This window comes from Priestia sp. YIM B13551, from assembly GCF_042787905.1.
GTDB lineage: Bacteria > Bacillota > Bacilli > Bacillales > Bacillaceae_H > Priestia.
In genome coordinates, this window is sequence record NZ_JBHZOX010000003.1 from 505,390 (window position 1) to 531,674 (window position 26,285).

Genomic DNA, 26,285 nt, shown 5'->3' on the forward strand with positions numbered 1-26,285 from the left:
CTCCTTTAAAAATGATATACAAGGTAGTACATCAATAACGTATTAACAACAAAAACGGATAAAGCAATTGGCACTTGAGCTTTAATCACGGCGTTTTTGTCTTTTAATTCAAGCAGCATAGCTGGTACGACGTTAAAGTTGGCTGCCATTGGCGTAAGGAGCGTTCCGCAGTAGCCAGCAAACATGCCAAGAGCCGCCATAATCGCTGGATTTCCTCCGTGCATGTGTACAATCAACGGAAGTCCAATGCCTCCAGTAATAACGGCAAACGCCGCAAATGCATTTCCCATTACAATCGTAAATAACAGCATCCCCAAGCAGTATGCAAGTACAGCAACAAATGCATAGTTAGTCGGCAGTACATCACTTACAATATCCGAGACTACTGTTCCAACGCCTGATTTTGAAAAGATACCGCCAAGTGCTGCCAGCATTTGCGGTAAAATAACTGCCCAGCCGACTGCTTGAAGCAAGCGGCTTCCTTCTTTAACAGGCACGTCCATTTTCGCTTTTGTGACGCTCATTGAAGCGATAAAAGCAATGACAGCAGCGATTGCCAGTGAAATTAACGTGACCTTTTCTGGATCAATTAACGCCCAGTTTCCAAATTTAATTTTGCCAAAGAGAAGGGTACCGATAATCGTAAAAATAGGAATAAATAAAGCTGGTAAAAAGATTTTATTCTTTAATCTTTGTGCGTGAGCCACTCGTTCTTCAGCAGGTGTTTCCGCTTCATTGGATTTAGTCACGCGGTTAAACGAAGCAAGCAGCACCATGATAATAACTAAGCACCCTACATAAAAAGGCGGAATCACGTTGCCAAATAAAAACGTAATGGAAAACAGCGCCCAGAATAGGGAAGATCCTAAACGGTTAGGATGGTTAGGGTCACGTGCAATTCGAATCGCGATAAAAGCGACAATAATACCGAGTAAGTAGTAAATCGTATCAAGTGTCAGGATGCTTTTCATTTAACTCGCCTCCGTCTTTGAAGATGATGTTGGTTTGTGCTTCGTCATTTTTTTGTGAATACGTCGGTCTAATTGACGGAAACGAATAGCGCTGATTACTAGAGCTGATATTGCAGTGGGAATACCCCAAAGCGCCATATCCCAGACGTCTACGTGAATGCCTACTGAGTCAAAGAAACCTTTCATTAAGAGAATTCCACCCGTTGCAATAAAGATATCTTCTCCGAAAAACCAGCCTGTATTTTCAGCTGCCGCTGCGTGGGCGCGAATATCTTCTTTTACTTTAGGAGGAAGCTCTCCGTATTTTGCACGAGCTGCCCCTTCAGACATAGGTGCAACTAACGGACGCACGGATTGAGCGTGTCCGCCGATATTTAAGCCGACTGCGGCTGAGATTTCACGGATGAAAAGGTATATAAGTAAAACATTTCCAGAAGAAGCGTTTTTGGCTTTTTTGATCAGCACTTCTGCTTGTTCTTTTAACCCGTATTTTTCTAACACGCCGAAGATAGGAAGAGTAAGTAAAATAGCCATCGACATATAGCGGTTATCTACAAAGAACTGTCCGAACATCGTAATTACTTCATGCAGCGACAAGCCTGATACAAGGCCTGTCACGATGCCCGCAACAGTCACCACAAGCAGTGTATTTAGACGAAATAAAAATCCCACTGCCACTAACAAAACCCCAATTAATTTCAACATAAAAAAATCCCCCCTGAGTATGTATAAATCGTGCTGTAAATTCACCTCCATTGCTTTTCTAAAAAAACAAAGATGTTTTGAGTATAAACAATTCTGAAAATTAAAACAAGATAGTTAAGACATAAAATAGTTATATTGGTGAACTAAAAGCATAAAAAGAAGGTTTATACACAACATGCATGTAGAAATAAAAGAGAGAATTTTGCCAAGAAGTTTGGGCAGAAACTTTTTAAGCTGATCTGCTGAAAACACCTCTCCTGAAATACCAAAAATGGTGTATAATGCTAAAAGGTAAGAATATAGAATTATATAGATTACATATAGGTAAAACTATATGACTATATTTTAAACAATTTATTGAAGGGGGAAGGAGCATTTGAATTGTTCACATTGCGGCCATCTTAATGATGGAGGGAAGTTTTGCGTGAAATGCGGTCATAAATTACAAGAAGAGGCAGCTGTAAGCCAGACGGCAGCAGCATCCGAATATCAGTCTCAATCTCAGCCGCAAACAGCGTATGTGCCTCAACAGCCTAATCAGCGTGTTCGTCAGGCGAAAAAAGTGTCAAAATCATTTTTTAGTTATTTTACAGAAGGAATTAAAAATCCAACAGCTACAGCGCACGCAGCAGGTGAAAGTCAATTCGTTAATGCTCTTATCACGGTCATTCTTTATGCTCTTAGTATACCTATTATGCTGTATGTAGGCTGGAAGCTATTATTGATTCAATTTGTTCGAAGCATGTTCAAACTTCCTATTATCAGTGAAGAGCTGGCTCCATCCGACATGGAGGATTTTAATACGGGCACTGATTTAATAAAAGCCACAGATATCAATAGCATTATTCATTTTAATTTTACCGATTTTGTCTTTAAGCAAGGGATTTTCATTTTTATCGGACTCGCGGTTATTATTGGAGCAACATATGTTGCAGCAAAGTTTGGAAAAGTAGACGTTTCCTTTAAAGAATTTTTCTCACGCTTTGGCACGTTTATGATTATTCCAACAGCGCTTCTTCTAATTGGACTTGTGCTTGCATTTCTCCATGTTGAATACTTCTCTTATTTTATGAATTTTGGTTTGCTGAGTATTTTCCTTGTGGTTCCATTCACGATTGCCAGCTTCAAGCAAAGCGGAACAAGTGGGTTAGATCGTATCTATAGCACTCTTATTGTGTATGTAGTAATTACGATTGTGCTGACGTTTATTGCGAATGGTTTAGGAGAAGAAGCCAAAACCATTATTACGAGAATGGGAAACAGCAATGAATTAAATGATCTATTTTAAGCCGACAGAAAGCATCGTGCACAGCGGTGCTTTTTCATAACACTATAAAAAGGAGTGTAGAAATTGGGATATTGTAAAGAGTGTGGCCATCAGTTAGCAAATGAGCATGAATTCTGTCCAGAGTGTGGACATCCCGTCGAAAGAAAGGAGACTTCTAGCCAAGGAGCACAATCACAGCGTTACGTAGAATCCGCATCACCTTCAGTAGAGGAAGGGAGAGAATCGGTAAAACCTCCAAATAAAAAAACAAAGGTTATTGCGATTTCAGTTATAGCAGCAGCTGCTATACTTGGCGGCGCTTATTACGGAATAGATAAAACAATGATGGCGCCTAAAGCCGTGTCAGAAAAATTTATTGCTTCAGTAAAAGGCAATGATGTTGATAAAGTAAAACAATATGTAAATGATGGTCAAATTCAACTAGAAGCCAACGATGAGCAAACAAAATCCTTTATTACATATTTGCATGAAAATCCGGATGTAATGAAATCAATCTCTGAAGGGTTAGCGGCAGATAGCAGAGCGCTTGAAGCAGGAGTTCCAAGCGAAGATCACTCTTCATATGCTAAGTTAGAACAAGACGGAAAGAAATGGGGAATCTTTGATCATTACACGGTACAAGTAAACCCTGTATATGCAAAAATTCAGTCTACGGAAGATGCAACGGCAGTATATATCGACGGTCAAAAAGCTGGAACGGTAAGCAGTGACTCCTCTAAAAAAATTGGACCATTTTTACCTGGGACCCATACGGTAAAAGGTGAAGTTCAAAATGATTATGGAAAAGTTGAAAACGAACAAGAGATTGAAGCCACCAACGGAGAAGATGTGAACGTGGAATTTGATTGGTCAGATCATGCGGTATACGTTTCTTCAGATTATGATGACGCGACGCTGTACGTTAATGGCAAAGATACAAAAACAGAAATTGGCGATATTGATTATCTAGGTCCACTGCCAATGGATGGTTCTGTAAAAGTATATGCAAAACGTAAATTTGATTCTGGAGAAAAGAAAACGGAAGAAATATCAATCAAAAAAGGAATAGAAGATATTGCGCTTAATTTTGACGAAGAAAATACGGCAGAAGCATTAGCCCCTTCTAAGGAAGAACAGTCGGATGACCAAGATTCAAAAGCTGATTCTGAAGTATCTACTAGCGAAGTTTCTAGTTTTATTGAACAATATATGTACGCTACAATTTCATCAATCAACAGTGGAGACTTCTCTATTGCAGAGCCTTATATCGATTCTAACGGACCGAAATACAAGGAGCAAAAAGACTATACAGCTTACTTAATCAAAAAGGGAATAACAGAAAATTTATTAAGCTTTAACGTAAATAGAGTAACAAAAATTGATGATTCTATCTATAAAGTATATACAACAGAAGAGTATGATATTTCGTACGGAGACGGATCTGTTAAATACAAAAAATTTAACAGTATTCATAAAGTAAAAGAGTTATCTGATGGAAGTCTAGGGGTTTATCAACTTATTAGTTCAACTGAAGTAAAGTAAAAGCTACTAAATGAACCCTGAAACAGCAAAACACATAGTGTAGTAAGGAAAAACAAATAAAAAAGACGTCTTCTATGAGGAGACGTCTTTTTTATGTATTAAACCCAATACCTGGGATACTGCCGATCTTGAAATAAATTGTTATACACGGTAGAAATCAGTACAATCACACACGCACAAATCATAATAACCCCTAAAAATCCCCAGCCGGCCCCTGTGTTAATCGCTACAATTGCGCTAGCTGCAGCGGGAGGGTGAACGGTTTTGGTAAGAATCATTAAAATAAGAACAAACGCAAGTACAATCGCAATCGTAATGAGGCTCCGATGAAATAAACTCCAAATAATAAGTGCTGAAATCGTTGCGAGCAAATGCCCTCCAAGTACGTGGCGCGGCTGTGACAAGGGACCTTTATGAGCGCCAAAGATAAGCACGCAGCTTGCGCCAATCGGAGCAAGGGCCATTGGATATCCAAGCGCGAGTGCAATCGAGCTGCTGATGATAATCGCAATTAAGCCTCCTAAAGAAGAAACGACTGCATCTCTGTAATTAATTTTCGGTTCTTCTTTCAGTTCTCCTTTCATCTTTTTCATATAAGAGCTTAAGTAAGACAGAAAGGGGCTTTTGCTTTGAGAAAAACTCTTTTCAATTTCCATTTCTTATTTCCTTTCTCTTTTGTAAGTAAAAGTTGTTTGTCAAGTTGTATGTCAGAACATCTGCTATATTAAGTTAGTTTATAAGAAAAAAAAGATTACTGGAAGAGGAAAAACGTCTTTTTTTATTGGAAATACTTTTTATGACCGAACAAAGGTGGGATAGGCGGAGAAAAGGGTCTCTATGTGCAGGGAAGGCAAGAGAAATGTATAATAAACCTAGAGGTGACTAAATTATGTATCTAGTAGACTATCATCATCACACGAACAATTCATTTGACTCACAGGCAGTCATGAAAGAAGTGTGCGAACAGGCTATAAAAAACGGCATAAACGAAATATGTTTTACCGAGCACTTTTCATTAAATCCATTAGCGCCAACGTATGGTCATATGGATTTTGATAAATATGAACGAGAACTAGCGGAATGCAGAGATCAGTTTCAAGGTCAGCTAGTGATTAAAAAAGGAATTGAAATTTGTGAGCCGCACTATTTAAAAGATGAGTATCAAAAAACAATGAAGCAGGAGAACTTTGATTTTATTTTAGGCTCGGTTCACAACATTAATAATATCAAGCTTCGCAAGCATTTGGAGCTAAATGATAAAGAAGCGATTTACCGCGCTTATTTTAACGAAATGTATAAGTTAGTAAGCGACGCAGATATTGATGTGTTGGCTCATTTAGATTTAATGAAGCGCTATGCGTTTGAGCAATACGGCATTTACGACTTTCATCAATTCAAAGACATTTTAGCGGATATTTTGAAAAAAGCAATCGAGCGCAATATCGGAATTGAAATCAACACTTCAGGTATAAGAGGGAAGCTGGGCGAAGCATTGCCGGCGCTTGAAGTTGTTTGGCTGTACCGCGATTTAGGCGGAGAAATCTTAACGATTGGATCGGATTCACACTTTGCGGAAACAGTAGGAGCACATATGAAAGAAGCTGTTGAAATGGCGAAACAGTGCGGATTTACGGAGATTTATACGTTTGATCAACGTGAGGCAAAAGGAATTCGCATTTGAAAGGTAAAATTGGAAAAAGCATGCTCAAACCAGAGCATGCTTTTTATATTCAATTACGCTTGAATTCCGATAAAAATTTCCGGACCTCTTCCACGGTCAGCCCTAGTGTACGAGCTTCTTGCATCAGGTTAACCCATTCATGATCAATTGACAGTATATTTTCCTTCTTCATTACGGTTCATCCACCCTTTGCCAGGGAACTCAGCCATCATAGCCATAAGCGGCCTTAGACCTGAAGCTTTGCGTCACTATTTTTCAATAGTTTTGCCCTTATCTGGAGAATTTGTAATAGTTATCATATTTGTAACTTAGGGCTATTGTATAACATACTATTAATAAAAAATGTCGAAATAGGTCGATGTTCATAACGGAATTAAAAAATTAGTAAATTTCAGTCAATTTGTGTGGTCATTCATTTTACGGAACTTTAAATAACATTGAAATTCCACAAACTCTTCTTTGGTCATGCCGTCTTTAATTGCTTGCTCAATTAAGTAAAGCCATTCTTTGTTAATAAATGGTTTTGAAGATGATACAGGATGACTAATTTCAGCTTCAATTAATTCATCAACCGTTGTATTAAGAGAAGACGCAATTTTATTTAGCATGTGAAGAGAAGGGTTATTGTTTAGCCCTTTTTCTAAATGAGATAAATATGATTTTGAAATTTTGGCCTTTTCAGCTAGTCGTGTAATGGAATATCCTTTTTTTAATCTCAAACTTTTAATTTTGGCTCCTACCACATTCAGCCCGTCCTTTTCGTATGTCTTTTGTTCATTATAATGCATATACACTTATTCAGTACGTGTTTCTACTAAAAAATGTTCTTTATCAAAAAAATATTTTTAACTTTAAAATCATTTTGATACAAAGGTCTCTGGTGAAATTCATATCTAGTTCATATAAACCGTTCACAATGCTAATAGATAAACACAAGACAGGAGAGATGAACGGGACGTGGAACAACGAATGGGACAAATGGATTAATCATAATGAATTACAAAGTGAATTAAAAAAACAAATGAATGACATGACGGAACGTGAACGAGAAGATGCGTTTTATAAACAGCTGGAATTTGGAACAGGAGGCATGAGAGGCGAGCTTGGCGCGGGACCGAACCGCATGAATATCTACAGTATTCGAAAAGTCACAACTGGACTTGCAAAATATATTGAAAGAAACGGAATTGAACCAAAAAGACGAGGAGTAGTGATTGCGTATGATTCCCGCCATCAATCATCAGAATTTGCCTTAGAAGCTGCCAAAACATTAGGGGTGCACGATATTAAGACATATGTATTCCAAGAGCTGCGGCCAACACCAGAGCTTTCATTTGCCGTTCGTTACCTTCGGGCTTACGCAGGCATTATGATTACAGCAAGCCACAACCCGGCAGAATACAACGGCTACAAGGTATACGGAGAAGACGGAGCACAGCTTCCTCCTGCAGCGGCTGATGTCATCGTCAAGCATATGAACGAGATACAAAACGAACTGCTGCTGAAAGTAAAAGAAGAACGTGAACTGATGAGACAAAATCTGCTAAGCTATATCGGAGAAAATTTGGATCATCTGTACCTCGACTATGTGAAAAGCCCGCAGCTAAATGAAGACGCAGCAAAAGCAAAAGTACATATTGTCTACACACCGCTGCATGGTACGGGACATAAGCTCGTGCCGCAAGCACTTCAAGCTTTTGGCTTTGAAAATATGAGGATTGTGAAAGAACAAGCGAAGCCAGATCCCAACTTCTCAACAGTTTCTTCGCCCAATCCAGAAGAAGCGCAGGCTTTTGAGTTAGCCATAAAATATGGAGAGAAAACAGGAGCGGACCTTTTACTAGCCACAGATCCAGATGCTGATCGCCTAGGGGTGGCTGTGAAAAATAACAGCGGTGACTACGTACTGCTTACAGGAAATCAAACAGGCGCTTTGCTGCTGTATTATATGCTGTTACAGAAAAAAGAAAAAGGCATGCTTGCAGACAACAGCGTGATACTTAAAACAATTGTTACATCAGAGTTAGGACGGGCAATCGCAGAAGATTACGGTGTGCAAACAATAGATACACTCACAGGTTTTAAATACATTGCCGAAAAAATCGAAGAGTATAATCAAGAAGAAACGAAAACCTTTCAATTTGGCTACGAAGAAAGCTATGGTTATTTAATTGGTGACTTTGTACGTGATAAAGATGCTGTACAGGCAGCGGTAATGATTGCTGAAGCAGCAGCTTATTACAAGCAGCAAGGAATGACGCTTTATGACGGGTTAATTCAACTGTATGAAACATACGGGTACTACAAAGAGGCTCTCACGTCTTTCACGCTAAAAGGAAAAGATGGAGCCGAACAAATCAGCCGCATTGTGAGCCAATTCCGCGAGCATCCTCCGGCAGGAATAGCAGGCACAGCGGTCGGGAAAATCGAAGACTACCAAAGCGGGAAGAGCATCAACTTACTCACCGCGCAGCAGGAAATGATGGACTTGCCTTCATCAAATGTGCTCAAATTTTGGCTGCAAGACGGCTCATGGTTTGCGATTCGCCCTTCAGGTACAGAGCCGAAAGTGAAGTTTTATTTTGGGGTGAAGCAACCTACGGAGAATGGAAGTGAGAAGCGGTTACAGAAAATCCAAGCAAACGTAATGAGTGTAGCAGAAAATATTATATACAAATAAAAAAGCATAGGGCTAGTGTCTCATGCTTTTTTATTTGTATATCTATTCTTCCGCCAACCCCTATGAATCTATCGTGTCGAAGACTTTCTCATTTTATACAAGATAAATAACATTAAAGCTGCTCCGAACGAATCAATCAACACATCAACAATCCGGCCATCCCGGCCAATAATAAAAGCCTGATGAACTTCATCTAAGAAGGCAAATGCTGCGAGACAAAACCATGCCTTCACATAACGATATCTTTGTTCCTTTAAATTCCAGTAAAAAAGCAGCCCCAGCATGCCAAAAAAAGAAAGATGGGCAATTTTTCGGAGGATAAACTCTACATCAAACCCGTACGTATACGACGTATAAAATTCACTGCCAGGACGTAAATTGGACCAAAGCGTCGCATTATGATCCCAAACAGGAGAATTTGTCCATGTAGAAGGATTAGTTACTAATAGATGGGGGGTATGAGAGAATTTGCAGATAGATATAAGTAAAATAATTAATAAAACACGTTTAGTCATAATAATACCTTCTATTATAATTAAATTTAAGATAAATAAGTCAAATTCTAATGTTTAATTTAAACATGTCTTAATACATCATTTATTCGCTAATATAAATTGATTTCAGAAAATATATTTACTATGAAAAAAGATTAGCATATTTTTAATTCTGATACAAAACTTTTTTTTATTATTGTAATAATTGTATAAAGGAAGAGATTTAAGGCTTGAAGTTAAGTTCTATTTCATAATGGTAAAAAATCGAATTTTTCACAAAAAAGAAAAAATACCAAATATATTTTGGTTGGAATAATATGTTGTTATAGGTGAAAAAGGTACTACTTTTTTTATTTTAAAAGCACACCTAGATGACAAAGGTAACAAAATAAATACTTTAAATAAAAAATTGGACTATAAATTTGTTGATTCAACGGGTGATGGAGTAGTGGACGATGCCCCTTTTATTCAATCCATAGTTGCTGCAGCAGGAATGAATCAGGAGGTTTATTTTCCTAAGCCACAGGTTGCATATAGAATTCAAACGCCTATCACTCTGAGACAAGGACAAATATTAGAATTCGCAAAATATACAAAAATATATGATTATACAAATGATTATTGTTTTAAAATCATAGGCGGAACAGGATTTGCGGTTGATGCAAAGACACATGTCACAATCAAAAATGCTGAGATTATTGGTTCTGCAACTGCTTTAGGAGACATTAACTTGGTGAATTTAGAAGATTTAAAGATTACAAGTTATTTTAATGTCAGCGCTAAAGCCAGTTACATTGAAGATTTCTTTCAGATAAATTTAAAAACAGCTCAAGTCAATGCGACTGTTAATGAACATGGTGTTTATGTAAATGCAGTAATAGGAAACAGTGGTCAATTAAACTTATATAATACTATTGTCCAAAGGAATAGAATTGGCATCGAATTGATTGGACTGGGAAATATTATAGATGGTGTCAATATGTACGGTGAAGCTATAGGCAATGACTATGGAACGGGTATGAAGAGAGGTAAAAACGTTTATAATGTTATGTTTATAGGTTCTCATATCAAAAATCATGATATAGTTACTTACTCTGGGGATACAGCTATTGACATGGTTCTTAGTGATGATACAGTTGCAGAAGGTATTACATTTTTTAATTGCTTATTTGAAAATAATAAGTATGCTATTAAATCCAACAACACCAAGCGTGTATCTCTAATTGGTTGTCAATTTAGTGGTAATAACATTAGTGGAGCTGTTGCTATATTACAAGGAGCTGGTGATGCCTGATGGTTCTTCGCCCCTAACTTCTTTGAAGGGAATTTAACAGATATCGCTTCAGCCGGTACTAATTATGTTGATTTAAGTAGGGTAGCAATAAATTCAACAGGTGTTTTTTCCACAAAGAGCAGGGGCGGGTATATATGCTGAAAATTAAATTCTGGAAGGGAATGTAACCGCAAATCAAGGCAGTTTATATCTGTGTAATAACGGTGTAGAAGCTTCAACTTATTATGTAAAAACGACTGGTATAAGCAATACAGGGTGGAAAGGTATTAAGTCTGTAACGTCAGGAATAACAGCACAACGCCCTATTACAGTTCCAACAGGTTTTAGTATTTTGATGCAAATTTAAATAAACCAATTTGGCGGAATGGCTCAGTGTGGAAGGGTTCAACAGGGAGAACAGTATAGAAAGTAAAAATACTTTTTTGAAATCATGGAAGTATTAGTAAAGTAAATAAGATACTTTTTCTAAAAGGAGAGAAAGTATGGAAATAATTTTTTATGGGAGGATTATTGTGGCTTCTTTTTCAGCAGGTCCTCTATGGATAATGAAAAAGGAAGAAATTAAACAAAAAAATAAGCGGTAATTTGCAACTTATAAAAACACCTTCCTATTAAAAGTAAGAAATGGTAAAATCAAAAAATCAAAGAAAAAATTAATAGAAAGGTGTTTTTTAGTTTGTACTCATTAACTCAAAGAAAAATACCATTAATCTCATTAACGATATTAATAGGCATAGTTTTAGGGATAGGGGTTGCCATTAATCCTGTAGTACTGTTAGCGGTTATCTTATTGCCTGCTTTAATGGTTTTAACATATCTAAAGCCTTATCCTGTATTCATAGGTACACTTATTTATTTGCCATTAGAGCGATTCTGTTTAGCGTGGCTGCCTATAAATATTGATAACATTTTGGGTGCAGGTCCTGAGGCTCTCTTTATACTAATCATTGCTTTTATGATTATAAAAAACAACTTCAAACTTCCTAAGCTTAACATTGTAGACTATTGTCTATTCATAGTAGTGTTATGGGCAATTTCAACATCGATTATTCATGAATCCGAATTTTTTAATGTAGCTGCTGGGTTTAGATTGTTTTTTCGCGGGTTATTGATTTATTGGATCATTCGATTAAATACTTCAAATGTAATTGTAGTATTTAAAAACTTATCTAAAATGTTAGTTATAATGACCATTTTTCAAGGTGTGTTAGGAATTTTACAAATTGTAGGTAAGAAAATCGCTCCTTCGTACTGGAATTCATTTGGAGCAAATGGTATCATGAAAGATTCACTTTTTGGTGTACAAGGTACATTTGGACGTTATGATCAATACGGAATGTTCCTTAGTTTTGCTGCAATAGTTCTACTTGCTAAATATATTTACGATCAGAAAGATAAATTCACTTTTATAGCTGTTAGCCTCTCTGTCGTTGGGATTTTTATTTCAACTTCGCGGCAAGCTTTAGTGCTTTTTATTATAGGTGCTTTAATTCTCTTGTTTGCTTCACTGAAAAGAGCTTTAAATTTAAAATTCACTTTTATAGTAATGTATGTAGTAATTATGCTCTCACTTCTTGCATATTGGTTTATGCCTAATTTAAATCTAGAGGTAAATGGTCGTAACCCTTTTGAACTTTTCACTTCATTATTTGATCCGGCAACATATAATGCTCAACAAAATGTTAACTTTAGAATGTACTACCTTCTGAATGTTGGCCCGTGGTTAATGCAGAATCATTTTTGGGGTATGGGATTAGGGACATTTGGTGCAATGTTCTCTTTAGATGAATATACAACTCTATATTATTCTCTAGGACTAAAAGATAATTTTTTAAATTATATAGCAGATGTGAACTGGGTATCTGTAATAGGACAACTAGGAGTACCAGGAATGATATTAATTTTGGTTTTATGGTTTTCACTAGCTATTAGCGCATTTATTAAAGGTACTTTGTCAGGTAAATATAAAACAATATTTCTAACAACAACTGCCATTACAATCTGTTTTGCCTTGTCAGGTCTTTTTGGTCCTAACTTTGAGATTAAAACTAATGCAATGTTTTTTTGGTTGCTTCTAGGTCTATTTTCAAAAATTATTAATGAAAAAATAGAAAAAAATGATTCAAAGCAGGATTAAACTTGTCGAAGCCGCTTAGTGGATAAGGGAGGTCATAATGAAGAAGAATATTGCTATTATTGTTCTTAGTATAACGGTAATTTGCTTAGCTGTTAGTCTTCTATTACATACTAATCAACCTAACACTGCATTAGTTAAGCTCAATAAAAATAACCTCTTATCTCCTTATAAGAATAATGAACAAGAAGAAAATACTAAGTTAAATGAGCTAGCTATCAATGTGAAAAATTCTCCCTTTAACGCTAAAGGGGATGGAAAGCAAGATGACACTAAAGCCATCCAAGGTGCCATAAATCATGCTTCTGAAATGGGTGGTGGATCTGTACTATTGCCTTTATCAACATATAAAATAACAAGTACTTTATATGTACCTGATAACATAGCATTAATAGGCTTAAGTCATGGCAAAAAAGGTAGTATCATTCAAAATGAAGGAAATGGATTTGCAATTCAAACAACTGGTGGACATAAAAGAGTTAATGTTGAAAATGTACGAATTGAGTTAAACGGAAGGAATAACGGTATACATTTGGGGAATGTGAAATCTAAGCTCACAAATGATTCTATTCCAGGAGAAATGGGCCTTAGACATATAACTGTAGCAGGCATTGGTAAAGGGAAGATAGGTATTAAAATATCCAATGCTTCCCATGTTAACATGGTAGATGTACGAGCTGGATATGGTGCAGTAGATAATCCTGGTGGTCATGGCTTATTTATTTACGCAGATAAATATAATAGCGGTGTAATAGTAGCTTACGACTGTACATTTGGAAGAGTAGATGCTTCAACGGTAGGTTTAGAAATAGATGGTAAAGTAAATCTCGATACATTTAATTTTAATGGATGTTACTTTGGTGGAGAGCTCCCAATTAGAATAGGTTTAAACACTTATGTACGCAACGTTAATTTTGTTGGTACGCATATTGAAGCTCGAGATACAAATAGAAAGTCCCCTCATACTAAAATGGTTGAATTGCATAATGTACTAGGTGGCAATTTTATTGGAGTTTCCCTTATAGGCTTCGGTGAAAGAAATAATAGAGGATTTGTATTCAAAGGTGATGTTGAAAAAGTCAATTTTATGGGAATTGAAGCTAATGGAGTAATGGGTGCAATATATGCAAACGAGGGTGCCAAACTAAAAGATGACTCGATCCTGCAAGAAGCAAGGTTAACAGGCCGTTCTCAAGCAGTACAATTTAAAGGGTTTGATAAATTTGGAAAATAGAAAGTTATTGTTAAGAGTTAAAAAATGTGAATTGGCGTAAATCTTTTGTTTGAAACGTAAGAATCTTCTGGAAAAACAATTTAAAAGTAGTATAATTTTTGAGGTTAATAGTAAAAAAGTTGGAGGTTCTGAAGTGAGAAAAAAATTAAACACTATACAATTTATAAGAGGTATAGCAATATTATTTGTTATGGCATTCCATGCAAATTACATGTTCAGTGAGCGTTACGATTTTAGTTTTTTTAACATTGGAAACTGGCATAGTAGATCAGGTGGAGTAGATTTATTTTTTGCCGTAAGTGGATTGATGATATATTACATTAATCAAAATAATTTTGGGTTAAAACCAAAAGCCATTCTATTTCTAAAAAAAAGGATTATGAAAATAATTCCTTTATATTGGATGTTAACATTTGTAGGATTTGGTATATGTGTAGTTTTACCTCAATTAGGTGATCCGAAAGATGGTACAATCTCGAACACTTTATTATCAATGTTTTTTCTGCATCCTGATCCAACTGTAGGTGTAGCTTGGTCATTAAGACATATACTTTTCTTTTATATTTTATTTGCAATTCTAATTTCGTTTCCAAATAAAATTACCAAGGGTATAATTTTTACTTGGCTTGCTGTTTCTTTATTATGTTTGGCTGGAATCCCTCCTTTTGAAAAGCTAAGTTCATTTTTATTTAGTATCAACAATATTGAGATTTGGTCAGGAGCATTAGTAGGGTACCTATCAAGTCGTATGAGAATCAAAAATGAGAAATTAGTTATTTTTATTGGTGTTATGTGTTATATGTTCATATGGGTAACTAACTCACTTGAGGTACTTAATATTCCTAACAAATTAATTTTCTTTTGTATAGGCTCTGTATTTATATTATCAGGGGTTATGAGCATTGATTTAAGAAGAGATGTAAAAATGCCTAGACTTTTAACTTATATAGGAGATGCATCTTATTCGATTTTTCTTTCTCATGTTCAGTGTATACTTTTCTTTATGTTAGTTTTTGATAAATTAAACATTATGAAGTTAATAGGGAAAGATATAACATTAGTTTTAATAATGATACTATCTCCAGCTATGGGCATTGTGCTACATGAAGTTATGGAAAAGCCAATTGACTCGTTTTTAAGAAAGAAATTCATAGTGAATAATAAACAACCACGTAAACTAACAGCATAAAGAGTTTTATTATAAAAAGAATTTAAAAAATGTCAGGGGACTTATTCAGTCCTCTTTTTATTTATTATATTTTTAAAAGCCAACTGATGAAGTATATAGTAGGATATTATGCTATTAGAAAACTACAGGGGATAATCTTTAATGTTGAAAATTAATTTAATTAATATTTTATTTTTAGGTTCTATTCTATTTATCGTTAGGTTAACTATGTTTCCAGAAAGTTCTTTAGGTATCGGTACAGGAAAATGTGGCATTAATCTCGTGCCATTTTATACAATAGCAGATTTATTATTTCATCAATCATTTAGTGATTTTATAGTAAACAATGTAGGCAACATTCTTTTATTTGTACCTTTTGGTTTTTTACTATCCATAAAATTTAAGAACATAAATAGTGTACCAAAAGGGTTCTTAATTGGGATGATGTGCTCAATTGGGATGATGTGCTCAATATCCATTGAGGTAGTTCAATTGTTTATGCCTAATCGATGTACAGATATTGATGATGTTATTTTGAATACACTAGGAACAGGCATAGGCTACAGTGTATTTAAAAAGATAAACAAGTCGTATGAACTAAGGTAGGAATTTACATTTAGAGGGCTGATATCAGTCCTTTTTTTATTTTATATAATATCCAAATTTCTGATTTGTATTTAAAAACAAAGGAGGTGAAATTAGGTTATAAAGATATTAGAGTAATGATGTGAGCTTTTAATCTATCGCGTTAACAGAGGATTTTATAACAATAAAGTCTGACACCTAGGGGACAGTAGATGGCCAGGCACAAAAAGGGGAGCATGAAAAACTTTAGAAAATATCACCTAATCAGATACTATCATTTGGAGGTACGCACAGTGTATTTACTCGTATGTTAGAAGCATTTCCATATCGGCAAGAGCCGTATAACATGAGTAAAGTGGCTAAAGATTTGGAAGAAATGATGTATAATGACCAAAGCAGGCATTTGGATTCAACTTACGCTTTGGCGGGTCTAGATATTGACAATAAATTAGTGATATATCAAAGGGGGAGAGATAAATCTGAAATGTTGGTGAAAAGGCAAACATCTTCTGTGCAGTTCAGCTATTTACCTAATGAAAAGGATATTAAGTATATAATATCGCTTTTAAGTATTGAAAAGACGATTCTACAATTTTTGAAAATTTATTACAAAAAGTAACAAAAATAAATACAAGTTAGTCTTGATTGATAGTCCTTTAGGCTTAGTTATTTTAGCTCGGAAAGAAAATTGAGTTGAGGGTAAAATCTTTATTAAAATAACAATGGTAACGCTATCATGAATTTAGTAGTCTGAGGGATTTTTTATATAATTTTCAGAAAATATAATTCTGTTGCCTCAAGAAAAATGTGGAACTTATTGTTAAACTTTCATTAGGAATATATTTTATATAAAAGAATTTATTTCAATAATATTGTAAAAAAAGAATCAATATTTTATATTTTTAATCTATAATCATTATATAATTATAGATATTAAGAACTATTTCAGATAAAAAAAAGCTTGAAGAACCTATATTAGTACTTTTGATGTTATTCGACAAAATAAGACATTGAACCTAGATTATACCTGTGATAGTATTTCATAAGTATAAAAGATTTTATAGGTCTTTGGAAATGGGGAGGGATTAAGAGATGATCGATCTTCATTGCCATATTATACCTGGTATTGATGATGGGGCACAAAAGATTGAAGATAGTTTAGAAATGGCAAAACAGGCAGTATCTGAAGGGATTCATACCATTGTGGCAACACCTCATCATCAAAACGGCAAATACATAAACGAGAAGAATGATATTTTATGTAAAGTTTCTAACTTAAATGAAAGTCTTCTAAAAGAAAATATTCCCCTCACTATATTAGCAGGCCAGGAGACTCGTATATATGGAGAACTCTTAGATGATTATCATAATGGTAAAATCCTACCTTTAAATCAAAGTAAATATATCTTTTTAGAATTTCCATCAAGCCAAGTGCCTCGATTCACGGAACGCTTGTTGTATGACATTCATTCAGAAGGGTTAACGCCAATTATCGTTCATCCAGAACGAAACAGCCGCTTAATTGAAGATCCAGATATTTTATATAACTTAGTCAACAAAGGAGCTATGACACAGGTTACCGCATCCAGCTTAACAGGAAGATTTGGGAAAAAAATAAAGAAGTTTTCCTTCGATTTAATCAATGCCAATTTAACGCACATGATTGCATCAGATGCCCATAATATCTCTGGCCGAAGCTTTCACATGGAGGAGGCAAGTGACCTAATTTCTTCTGAATATGGCTTAGACATGTTGTATATGTTTCAAGAGAATGTAGAAGCCATTGTGAATGGACATACTTGTTTTAGAGATACGCCTGAGAAGGTGAAAAAGAAAAAGTTTTTAGGAATTTTCTAAGTGTTGTTGTTAAGGTTCCTAACAACTTTCTTCTTTTTTTATTCATCATTGGTTTAATATTCAATAATAGTTATAAAGAGAAAGTAATGGTGATATCTCCTAACCATTATCAAAGGAGATACTCGGCTGTACTGTGGGTATAAAATTACCTTAGACACAATGTTGTCGATAGTACGGTGTGAGGGTGGGTTAGATGCCCAATTATTATATAAATACTTATGGAAGAACTATACGTTTGTAGCTTTTCCATAAGTATTTACAACCAGTACATACCTAAACTAAAAATAGAGAATGAGGGATGATTAATGATGAAAAAAGTTAGAAAAGCAATTATTCCAGCTGCCGGATTAGGTACCCGCTTCTTACCAGCCACAAAAGCCATGCCGAAAGAAATGCTTCCAATAGTTGATAAACCAACTATTCAGTATATTGTCGAGGAGGCAATTGAATCGGGTATAGAAGATATTATTATTGTAACGGGAAAAGGTAAACGCGCTATCGAAGATCATTTTGACTATGCTCCTGAGCTTGAAAGTAATTTAATAGAGAAAGGAAAATTAGAAATTTTAGAGAAGGTTCGTCAATCTTCTAATGTAGATATTCATTATATTCGTCAAAAAGAGCCAAAAGGTTTGGGACATGCAGTGTGGTGTGCACGTAACTTCATTGGAGATGAGCCATTTGCAGTTTTACTTGGAGACGATATTGTTCAAGCAGAAACACCATGTTTACGTCAATTGATGAATGAATATGAACACACGCTATCTTCAGTGATTGGTGTACAAACAGTTCCTGATAATCAAACACATAGGTATGGTATTGTTGATCCTATTTCAAATGAAGGCCGTCGCTATCAAGTTAATACATTTGTGGAAAAACCTGCATCAGGAAGCGCGCCTTCTAATTTAGCTATTATGGGACGTTATGTTTTTACGCCGGAAATCTTTAAATTTTTAGAAGAGCAAGAAATTGGAGCTGGCGGTGAAATTCAACTAACAGATGCCATTCAGAAACTAAACGAAATTCAACGTGTATTTGCTTATGATTTTGAAGGGAAACGCTACGACGTCGGAGAAAAATTAGGTTTTATTCAAACAACACTTGAATTTTCATTACAGCATGAAGAGCTACGTGCAGAAATCTTCAGTTTTATGCGAGAACTATTAGAGAAAGAGGCAAAGGTCGAAAGTAAGTGATAAAACCAACTTACATTACAACTTATATTAGTAGTATATTTTTAAGTCACAGTAATGGAGGTAAAGAAGTATGTCCCGAATAGTTGAAGAAGAAACTATGAGCGAAAATTATGAAGCACAGGCCATCGTCAGGGGCAATAACTCAAAATATTATCTAGCGATGAAGCGGTCTATAGACGTTATAGGCGCGTTACTAGGTTTAATATTTTTATCATGGTTATTTATAATAATTGCTTTTTTGATAAAAATAGAAGATCCTAAAGGACCTATTCTTTTTAAACAAAAACGTGTCGGTAAAGATGGAAAAGAATTTAATATGTATAAATTTCGTTCTATGGTTTCTAATGCTGAGGAACTTTTAAAAGATTTGTTGAAATACAATGAGGTAAGTGGAGCAATGTTTAAAATGAAAGATGATCCACGTATCACAAAGGTAGGAAAATTTATTCGGAAAACTAGTATTGATGAATTACCGCAACTTTTAAATGTTTTAAAAGGAGAAATGAGCCTAGTAGGTCCACGTCCAGCACTTCCTAGGGAAGTTAAATTATACACTTCACATGATAAACAAAGATTAAAAGTAATCCCTGGTTGTACGGGGTTATGGCAAGTTAGTGGAAGAAGTAATTTAGGATTTAAAGAAATGGTGGAATTAGATCTCCGTTACATTAAGGATAGTTCTATATTATTCGATATAAAAATAATTTATAAAACCGTAATTGTGTTGTTCGGTTCAAAAGATGCTTATTAAGATTAAGGATTGGTGAAGAAAAGTGAAGAAGATTTTAATTATTAATGCCCACTCAAGTAAAAACAAGGGAGATGCGGCTATTATAATTTCTATGATTCAAAGTATACAGAAGTTTATACCTAATTCCCAAATTATCGTTTCTTCTAGATATCCTGAAGATGATGATTTGTATAGGGAGTATGGAAGTGAAGTAGTAGAGCAGTTAACTAGATTTCCAAATAAAAATCATTCGTTTCTTAAGAGATTGGCTTTCCTTTTAAAAGAATTACGTGAGGTAAATAAATTTGTTAAGAAAGGTATCATCCCTTCGACACGCTCAAGTGATATTTTTAACTATTATAAAGAAGCAGATATAGTTGTTAGTTGTGGGGGAGGCTTTCTTTATTCGCACCCTAAATATCATATTGAGGCTAGTTTAATAATGCATTTAGCGCAAATTTACTTTGCAACTAAATTAGATAAAGAGGTTATAACATACTCTCAATCTATAGGGCCTTTTAGAAGTTCTTTGTCTAAAAAAATAGCAAATTTTGTTTTGAAAAAAGTTAAAAATATTACTATTAGAGAAGACTTATCGCGAACATTTTTAAATGATATCGGTATTTCTAATCCTGTAATAGTAGGTGACTCTGCTTTTTCTATGATTGCTGATGATATAGAAACAAAAGAATTAATTGATTTAGATCAACAAAAATTTAATGTAGGAGTTACTGTTAGACAGTGGCGATTCCCTGGGCATGAAAATGTAGATCAATTATATAGTAATTATATTGAAGCAGTAGCTAAATCTATAGAACATTTGGTAAATAATTATAATGCAAATGTATATTTAGTTCCTCAGGTGACAGGCCCTACACCAATCGAGGATGACAGAATATCAAACTCGAATGTTTGGGAGAAATTAAGTGATGGAGTAAAAGGATCAGTCATAATGCTGGATAATGATTTTACTCCTCAAGAATTGAAGGCAATTTACAGTAAGTTTAATATTTTTATCGGAACGAGAATGCATTCAAATATCTTTTCACTATCTTCTCATGTTCCAACAGTAGCTATTGCTTATGAACCAAAGACAACTGGAATTATGAAAATGTTAAGCTTGTCCGACTATGTATTAGATATCAATGAAATTACAACGCAAGATATGCTTAATACTATTGATAAGTGCATAGCTGAAAAAGAAAATTACAGAATAGATTTAACAAATAAAATCCCTGTAATTAAAAATGAGGCTGAAAAACCTGCTAGAATGATAAAAAGCTTGATCAGCTAATCAGTTTATTACTTAAATATTAATATAAGGGTTAGATTATGAAAAAAATATTAAAGTTTACTACGGCTATAGTTATATTCTTAACATTTATAAGTAAAATAAGCGGTTTTGTTAGAGAACAGGTATTAGCATTTCAATACGGGGCAAATGAAATTTCTGATACATACTTAACAGTGTTAAGTCTCCCTCAATATATTTCAAATATTATTGGGGGAGTTTTGCTGTCTAGTTTTGTTCCTATATATCTCTCTTTAAAAGAACGAGAAGGTTCTCATAACGCTAATAATTTTACCGCGAAAATATTTTCGATAACATTATTAGCTTTGGTGGGATTGAATATTTTATTTTTCATATTTACAAATTTTATAGGAAAAATTTATTTTGGTGAACAGGTAACAGTAGAACAATTATTTTTGATTAAAATGGTTCTTCCCGTTCAACTTCTAATGGTTTTGTCACTATTCTTAACAGCTAAGTTCAATGCTAATAAGCTTTTTTATGAGCCTATAATTTCGACAGTAATAATGAATATTCTTTTTATATTGATTATTATCTTTTTTAGTCGCAGCTCGGAAACCTTAATTACTGCAACTATTGGCTCTGCTGTTATACAATTACTCTATTTATTTTATAAAGCTAAGACGAATAAACTTACTATATTTAAAATAAAAATGGAGAATTATTTTACTAAAGACGTTAAAGAATTTGTATTAATGGGCGTCCCTATGCTTATCGGTTCTATTTTCACTCAGGCTTTTAATGTTTTTGACAAAGTATTAGGTAAAGGTCTACCAGAGGGAAGTATAGCATCCTTGTCTTACGCACTAAAACTAACTCAATTACCTACAGGGATTATAGCGATGGGGATATCTACAGTTTTATTATCTTCTTTATCAATATTAGCTTCTAAAGGAGAAATTTCTAGATTAAATACAGAAGTATTTAAAAGTATAAGAATAACAACTATTATTTTATTACCAATAATAGCAATCATGCTGTTTTATTCGTATGCTATTACCAAAATAATATTTGAAAGAGGGGCATTTGGACCCTCAGCTACCCAAATGACATCTGAAGCTGTAATCGCTTATACAATTGGAATATTGGGAACCTCCCTTACTATGGTATTATCAAGAGTGTTTTTTGCCACTAAGAACACTATTATTCCTGTATTTTCAAATGTGGTATCAGGTATATTGAATTTGGTTCTTGCAATATTGTTAGTGAAAAAATTAGACCACGTGGGTTTAGCATTAGCTAACAGTATATCTGTAAGCTTTAACTTTATATTCTTGCTGTTTATATACCTTATTAAAAATAAAAGTAGGTTGTCAGTTAATTTAAAATACACTACGAAATTTATTTTTAAACTCTTACTAACTATGTCAGTTACTTTAGGGGCCATATATTTTATAAGAGATATTTTAAACCCTAATACAGGTATCATTAACTTTTTCATCAACTGTTTATTGGTAATTCTCATCTATTTATTAATGGTAGTAATAACAAGGTTAGAAGGCATCAATTACAAAAAATATGTTTTTAAAAGGAGATTGTAATACTTTGAATGTTTTAACAGTTAATAAATTTTACTATCTTAAAGGAGGTAGTGAAACATATCTTTTTGCATTAGAAGAAGAACTAAAGAAAAGGAATTTTAAGGTTTTTCCTTTTGCGATGAAAGATGATAAGAATAAAGAAGCTTTAACATCTGAATATTTTGTAGAAAATGTAGACTATCAGCAAGCTAACCTTAAGAAAAAAATTGATCTATCTTTAAAAATCATTTTTTCTAAAGAAGCTTATAAAAATATTGATAGTCTCTTAAACCAATATAAAATTGACATTGCACATTTAAATATTTTTCAACATCAATTGTCACCATCTATCTTACGCCCTTTGAAGAAAAAAAATATTCCTGTAATTTATACGGTACATGATCTAAAAGTCTTATGTCCTAACTATAAAATGTTATCTCAAGGAGAAGTTTGTGAAAAATGCAAGGGTGGAAAATATTACAATTCTCTTCTTAATAAATGTACAAAAAATTCTACTCTTGGTAGCGCAGTAAACATGGTAGAAGCATATGTACATTCTTTTCTAAAGACTTACGATAAATATATAGATTTATTTATAACACCTAGTAGTTTCTATAGAGAGAAGATGATTGAATGGGGTTTTCCTGAAGATAAGATAGTTCACATTCCTAATTTTATAAACCCAGATGACTTTTTACCTTCCTATACACATGAGGATTATTTTTTGTACCTTGGAAGGTTATCAGAAGAAAAAGGTATAATGACACTTTTAAAAGCACTGAAAGAGACTAAGAAGAACGTTAAGGTGAAAATTGTAGGTACAGGGCCACTTGAAGACGAAATTGCTAGTTTTATAATCAATAATGGTTTGAGTTCAAAAGCAGAATTATTAGGTTTTCAAACAGGAGAAGCACTTAGTAAAGTGATAAAGAATTCAAAAGCTGTAATTATGCCTTCAGAATGGTATGAAAATGGTCCATTATCATTAATAGAATCGTTTGCATATGGAAAGCTAGTAATTGGAAGTAATATAGGTGGAATTCCAGAGCATATTGACGAAGGGGAAAATGGCTTTTTGTTTAATCCAAAAGATTATTTTCAGCTGGCTAAAATTATAGATGAAGTAAACGAATTTGATGACGTTGAATTAGAGAAAATAGGACATAAAGCGCGAAGAAAAGTAGAAACAATATACAACAACGAATACTACATGAACAAATTGTTAGAAATATATAATAATTTTATTTAAATAAAAAGACTGAGGTTATGACCAATATGAAAAATGTTTTTATTATAGGATCAAAAGGTATTCCAGCGAAGTACGGTGGGTTTGAAACCTTTGTTGAGTATCTAACTAAAATGAAAGTTAGCAAAGATATTGCATATCACGTTTCATGTATGGCTGAAGATGAAAAAGAATTTTACTATAACAATGTGCGTTGTTTTAATGTGAAAGTTCCTAATATAGGAAGTGCCAAAGCTGTTTTATACGATATCTTAAGTATAAAAGAGTGCCTAAAATATATTAAAAAGAACAACCTTAAAAATTCAATTGTTTATGTATTAGCTTGTCGAATCGGTCCGTTCTTCGCTAAGTATAAAAAAGCTTTTGAAAAATTAGGAGTTCAAGTTTTTGTTAATCCGGACGGACATGAGTGGAAACGAAGTAAATGGAATTATTATATTCGACAGTACTGGAAGCTTTCTGAAAGTTTAATGGTCAAACATGCAGATTTACTAGTATGTGATTCTAAAGGAATTGAAACTTATATTCAAAAAGACTATGCATCATATTCGCCAAAAACTACTTTCATTGCTTATGGGGCGGCCGTCGAGAATTCTTCGCTAGGAAATGAGGCAACTAAGTTAGTAGATTGGCATAATAAACATAGTGTAAAACCCTTTGAATACTATCTAATAGTAGGAAGATTTGTTCCGGAAAATAATTATGAGTTAATGATTCGAGAGTTCATGGCATCTAATTCTAAAAAAGATTTAGTTATTATTTCAAATGTTGAACAAAATAGTTTTTATCAGGATTTATTGAATAATACTAAATTTGATAATGATTCACGTATTAAGTTTGTAGGAACTGTATATGATCAAGAGCTACTTCAAAAGCTTCGTGAGCAAGCATATGGCTATTTCCATGGCCATGAAGTGGGAGGAACAAATCCTTCTTTACTTGAAGCACTTGCCTCTACTAGATTAAACCTTTTATTAGATGTTGTATTTAATAAAGAAGTAGGAGCTGAAGGCGCTGTGTACTTTAATAAGGAAAGTGGCAATTTAGCAGAATTAATTGATAATGCAGACTTGTATAGTCAGGAACATATTGAACGTCTCTCTACAAAAGCAAAACAACGTATTATTGATGAATATTCATGGGAGAAAATTGTTCATGAATATGAAACATTATTTCTTAGAACTCAAAAATAAGGAGGGGGTTAATATATGAAAGGAATTATTTTAGCTGGTGGTAGTGGAACAAGGTTATATCCTATTACAAGATCTATTTCCAAGCAATTAATACCTATATATGATAAGCCAATGATTTACTATCCTTTATCAGTATTAATGTTAGCAGGAATTAAAGATATTTTAATTATATCAACACCGACTGATACACCTAGGTTTGAACAACTATTAGGTAATGGGAATGATATAGGGATTAATCTGAGTTATGAAGTCCAAGAATCACCTGACGGATTGGCACAAGCATTTATCATTGGAGAAAAATTTATAGGACAAGATTCAGTTGCACTTATTCTAGGAGACAATATTTTTTATGGGCATGGTTTTACAAAAACGTTGGAGCGTGCAGCAAGTCGCTCTAAAGGTGCTACAGTATTTGGATATAATGTTAAAGACCCTGAACGTTTTGGTGTAGTAGAATTTGATGAAAATGGTAAAGCAATTTCTATTGAGGAAAAGCCTGCTCAGCCAAAATCAACATATGCTGTAACAGGTCTTTATTTTTATGATAATGATGTAGTGCAAATTGCAAAATCTATTAAACCTTCAGAACGTGGGGAATTAGAAATTACTTCTGTTAACGAAGAGTATTTACGTCGTGGCAAACTTCAGGTAGAGTTGCTAGGACGCGGTTTCGCATGGCTTGATACAGGTACGCATGAATCATTATTAGAAGCTTCTACGTTTATTGAAACTGTAGAGAAACGTCAAAGTTTGAAAGTAGCTTGTTTAGAAGAAATAGCATTTAGAAAAGGGTATATTTCAAAAGAACAGCTCATTCAACTGGCTGAACCATTAAAGAAAAATGAATATGGACAGTACATGCTACGTCTAGCAAATCAAAGTACATTAGAAAAAATATTGGTAGGTGGAAAAGCATGAATCTTATAAAAACAAAATTTGAAGATGCAATCTTAATTGAACCAAAGGTTTTTGGTGATCACAGAGGCTTCTTTACAGAGAGTTATAATAAGGGAATATTCACACAAAATGGAATTGATATGGATTTTATTCAAGATAACCATTCATTATCTCAGCAACCAGGGACGTTGCGTGGCATGCATTATCAATTAAATGACAAAGCACAGACAAAACTTGTGCGTGTAACACGCGGTGCTATTTATGATGTTATTGTGGATATCCGGAAGGGTTCTCCTACATATGGAGAATGGCAAGGTTTTATCCTGTCGGCAGATAATAAACGCCAGCTTTTAGTACCAAAAGGCTTTGCTCACGGTTTTTGTACAATTGTTGAAAATACTGAAGTACAGTATAAAGTAGACGAACTTTATTCACCGGAACATGATAGAGGCATTGCTTGGAACGATCCGGCTTTAAATATTGATTGGCCGTTTAATAACCCGGTTCTTTCTGACAAAGATACAAAACATCCAACATTAGCAGAAGCAGATAACAATTTTACTTGGGAGTGATCCAGCA

General features: G+C 34.2%; 25 protein-coding genes and 1 riboswitch. Of the genes, 19 read left to right on the forward strand and 6 right to left on the reverse strand.

Annotated features, from left to right (window positions below; translation table 11 throughout):
- Nucleotides 1-5: 5 nt before the first annotated feature.
- Both ACFX4N_RS19540 and ACFX4N_RS19545 read right to left on the reverse strand, forming a co-directional pair.
- Nucleotides 6-971: a DUF979 domain-containing protein gene (locus ACFX4N_RS19540; protein ID WP_328242948.1), complete on the reverse strand. Its 966-nt coding sequence runs from the start codon at nt 969-971 to the stop codon at nt 6-8.
- Entirely contained in the window at nt 972-1,676 is a 705-nt protein-coding gene (locus tag ACFX4N_RS19545; RefSeq protein WP_013055804.1) for a DUF969 domain-containing protein, read from the reverse strand.
- A gap of 376 nt (nt 1,677-2,052) precedes the next feature.
- Between ACFX4N_RS19545 and ACFX4N_RS19550 the strand changes: the two genes are divergently transcribed.
- Together ACFX4N_RS19550 and ACFX4N_RS19555 are read left to right on the forward strand one after the other, a co-directional pair.
- Entirely contained in the window at nt 2,053-2,964 is a 912-nt protein-coding gene (locus tag ACFX4N_RS19550) for a zinc ribbon domain-containing protein (protein ID WP_377262148.1), read from the forward strand.
- Nucleotides 2,965-3,027: 63 nt separating this feature from the next.
- Nucleotides 3,028-4,485, forward strand: coding sequence for a zinc ribbon domain-containing protein (locus ACFX4N_RS19555; protein WP_377262151.1), 1,458 nt, complete (start codon nt 3,028-3,030; stop codon nt 4,483-4,485).
- Between the two features lie 98 nt (nt 4,486-4,583).
- Here ACFX4N_RS19555 and ACFX4N_RS19560 read toward each other — a convergent pair whose 3' ends face one another.
- Nucleotides 4,584-5,078, reverse strand: a complete 495-nt coding sequence (locus ACFX4N_RS19560) for an HPP family protein (RefSeq protein WP_377262154.1) — start codon at nt 5,076-5,078, stop codon at nt 4,584-4,586.
- 296 nt (nt 5,079-5,374) lie between these two features.
- Here ACFX4N_RS19560 and ACFX4N_RS19565 point away from each other — a divergent pair, with 296 nt between their 5' ends.
- Nucleotides 5,375-6,166, forward strand: a complete 792-nt coding sequence (locus ACFX4N_RS19565) for a histidinol-phosphatase HisJ family protein (RefSeq protein WP_377262157.1) — start codon at nt 5,375-5,377, stop codon at nt 6,164-6,166.
- 49 nt (nt 6,167-6,215) lie between these two features.
- On the opposite strand, the gene ACFX4N_RS19570 is transcribed toward ACFX4N_RS19565, so the two are convergent.
- Both ACFX4N_RS19570 and ACFX4N_RS19575 read right to left on the reverse strand, forming a co-directional pair.
- Nucleotides 6,216-6,338 carry an anti-repressor SinI family protein gene (locus ACFX4N_RS19570; RefSeq protein WP_098792494.1) on the reverse strand — a complete coding sequence of 41 codons (123 nt, stop codon included), beginning with the start codon at nt 6,336-6,338 and terminating at the stop codon, nt 6,216-6,218.
- Between the two features lie 20 nt (nt 6,339-6,358).
- A riboswitch (cyclic di-GMP riboswitch) is annotated at nt 6,359-6,445 on the reverse strand.
- Nucleotides 6,446-6,561: 116 nt separating this feature from the next.
- The gene (locus tag ACFX4N_RS19575) at nt 6,562-6,909 is read right to left on the reverse strand and encodes a helix-turn-helix domain-containing protein (protein WP_377262160.1); all 348 of its coding nucleotides are present in this window, start codon (nt 6,907-6,909) and stop codon (nt 6,562-6,564) included.
- A 203-nt stretch (nt 6,910-7,112) separates the two neighbouring features.
- On the opposite strand from ACFX4N_RS19575, the gene ACFX4N_RS19580 reads away from it, so the two are divergent.
- Nucleotides 7,113-8,846 (forward strand): phospho-sugar mutase, encoded by a 1,734-nt coding sequence (locus ACFX4N_RS19580; RefSeq protein WP_377262163.1) that lies wholly within the window; start codon nt 7,113-7,115, stop codon nt 8,844-8,846.
- A 68-nt stretch (nt 8,847-8,914) separates the two neighbouring features.
- On the opposite strand, the gene ACFX4N_RS19585 is transcribed toward ACFX4N_RS19580, so the two are convergent.
- On the reverse strand, nt 8,915-9,361 hold the full coding sequence (locus tag ACFX4N_RS19585; protein ID WP_098900824.1) for a VanZ family protein: 447 nt from the start codon (nt 9,359-9,361) through the stop codon (nt 8,915-8,917).
- Nucleotides 9,362-9,788: 427 nt separating this feature from the next.
- On the opposite strand from ACFX4N_RS19585, the gene ACFX4N_RS19590 reads away from it, so the two are divergent.
- The 15 genes from ACFX4N_RS19590 (at nt 9,789) to rfbC (ending at nt 26,278) form a co-directional block, all read left to right on the forward strand.
- Complete coding sequence (locus ACFX4N_RS19590) at nt 9,789-10,634, forward strand: hypothetical protein (protein WP_377262167.1); 846 nt, start codon at nt 9,789-9,791, stop codon at nt 10,632-10,634.
- Between the two features lie 676 nt (nt 10,635-11,310).
- Nucleotides 11,311-12,771 carry an O-antigen ligase family protein gene (locus ACFX4N_RS19595; RefSeq protein WP_377262170.1) on the forward strand — a complete coding sequence of 487 codons (1,461 nt, stop codon included), beginning with the start codon at nt 11,311-11,313 and terminating at the stop codon, nt 12,769-12,771.
- 37 nt (nt 12,772-12,808) lie between these two features.
- Nucleotides 12,809-14,002, forward strand: coding sequence for a glycosyl hydrolase family 28-related protein (locus tag ACFX4N_RS19600; RefSeq protein ID WP_377262173.1), 1,194 nt, complete (start codon nt 12,809-12,811; stop codon nt 14,000-14,002).
- A 133-nt stretch (nt 14,003-14,135) separates the two neighbouring features.
- A complete protein-coding gene (locus ACFX4N_RS19605; RefSeq protein WP_098900819.1) occupies nt 14,136-15,191 on the forward strand; it encodes an acyltransferase family protein in 1,056 nt (351 codons plus the stop codon).
- A 141-nt stretch (nt 15,192-15,332) separates the two neighbouring features.
- Complete coding sequence (locus ACFX4N_RS19610; protein WP_377262176.1) at nt 15,333-15,776, forward strand: VanZ family protein; 444 nt, start codon at nt 15,333-15,335, stop codon at nt 15,774-15,776.
- Between the two features lie 325 nt (nt 15,777-16,101).
- The gene (locus ACFX4N_RS19615; protein ID WP_377262179.1) at nt 16,102-16,374 is read left to right on the forward strand and encodes a hypothetical protein; all 273 of its coding nucleotides are present in this window, start codon (nt 16,102-16,104) and stop codon (nt 16,372-16,374) included.
- A 473-nt stretch (nt 16,375-16,847) separates the two neighbouring features.
- Nucleotides 16,848-17,612, forward strand: a complete 765-nt coding sequence (locus ACFX4N_RS19620; protein WP_377262182.1) for a tyrosine-protein phosphatase — start codon at nt 16,848-16,850, stop codon at nt 17,610-17,612.
- A gap of 308 nt (nt 17,613-17,920) precedes the next feature.
- Complete coding sequence (gene galU, locus ACFX4N_RS19625) at nt 17,921-18,808, forward strand: UTP--glucose-1-phosphate uridylyltransferase GalU (protein WP_377262185.1); 888 nt, start codon at nt 17,921-17,923, stop codon at nt 18,806-18,808.
- A 97-nt stretch (nt 18,809-18,905) separates the two neighbouring features.
- Nucleotides 18,906-19,559 (forward strand): sugar transferase, encoded by a 654-nt coding sequence (locus ACFX4N_RS19630; protein ID WP_257128767.1) that lies wholly within the window; start codon nt 18,906-18,908, stop codon nt 19,557-19,559.
- Nucleotides 19,560-19,581: 22 nt separating this feature from the next.
- On the forward strand, nt 19,582-20,832 hold the full coding sequence (locus ACFX4N_RS19635) for a polysaccharide pyruvyl transferase family protein (RefSeq protein WP_377262188.1): 1,251 nt from the start codon (nt 19,582-19,584) through the stop codon (nt 20,830-20,832).
- A 38-nt stretch (nt 20,833-20,870) separates the two neighbouring features.
- On the forward strand, nt 20,871-22,391 hold the full coding sequence (gene murJ, locus ACFX4N_RS19640; RefSeq protein ID WP_377262191.1) for a murein biosynthesis integral membrane protein MurJ: 1,521 nt from the start codon (nt 20,871-20,873) through the stop codon (nt 22,389-22,391).
- Between the two features lie 4 nt (nt 22,392-22,395).
- Nucleotides 22,396-23,619, forward strand: a complete 1,224-nt coding sequence (locus ACFX4N_RS19645) for a glycosyltransferase family 4 protein (protein ID WP_179866270.1) — start codon at nt 22,396-22,398, stop codon at nt 23,617-23,619.
- A gap of 26 nt (nt 23,620-23,645) precedes the next feature.
- Nucleotides 23,646-24,809, forward strand: a complete 1,164-nt coding sequence (cps2T, locus tag ACFX4N_RS19650; protein ID WP_377262195.1) for a beta 1-4 rhamnosyltransferase Cps2T — start codon at nt 23,646-23,648, stop codon at nt 24,807-24,809.
- A 15-nt stretch (nt 24,810-24,824) separates the two neighbouring features.
- A complete protein-coding gene (gene rfbA, locus ACFX4N_RS19655; RefSeq protein WP_377262198.1) occupies nt 24,825-25,727 on the forward strand; it encodes a glucose-1-phosphate thymidylyltransferase RfbA in 903 nt (300 codons plus the stop codon).
- Entirely contained in the window at nt 25,724-26,278 is a 555-nt protein-coding gene (rfbC, locus tag ACFX4N_RS19660) for a dTDP-4-dehydrorhamnose 3,5-epimerase (protein ID WP_377262201.1), read from the forward strand. Before rfbA ends, rfbC begins: the two co-directional genes overlap by 4 nt.
- Nucleotides 26,279-26,285: the final 7 nt, after the last annotated feature.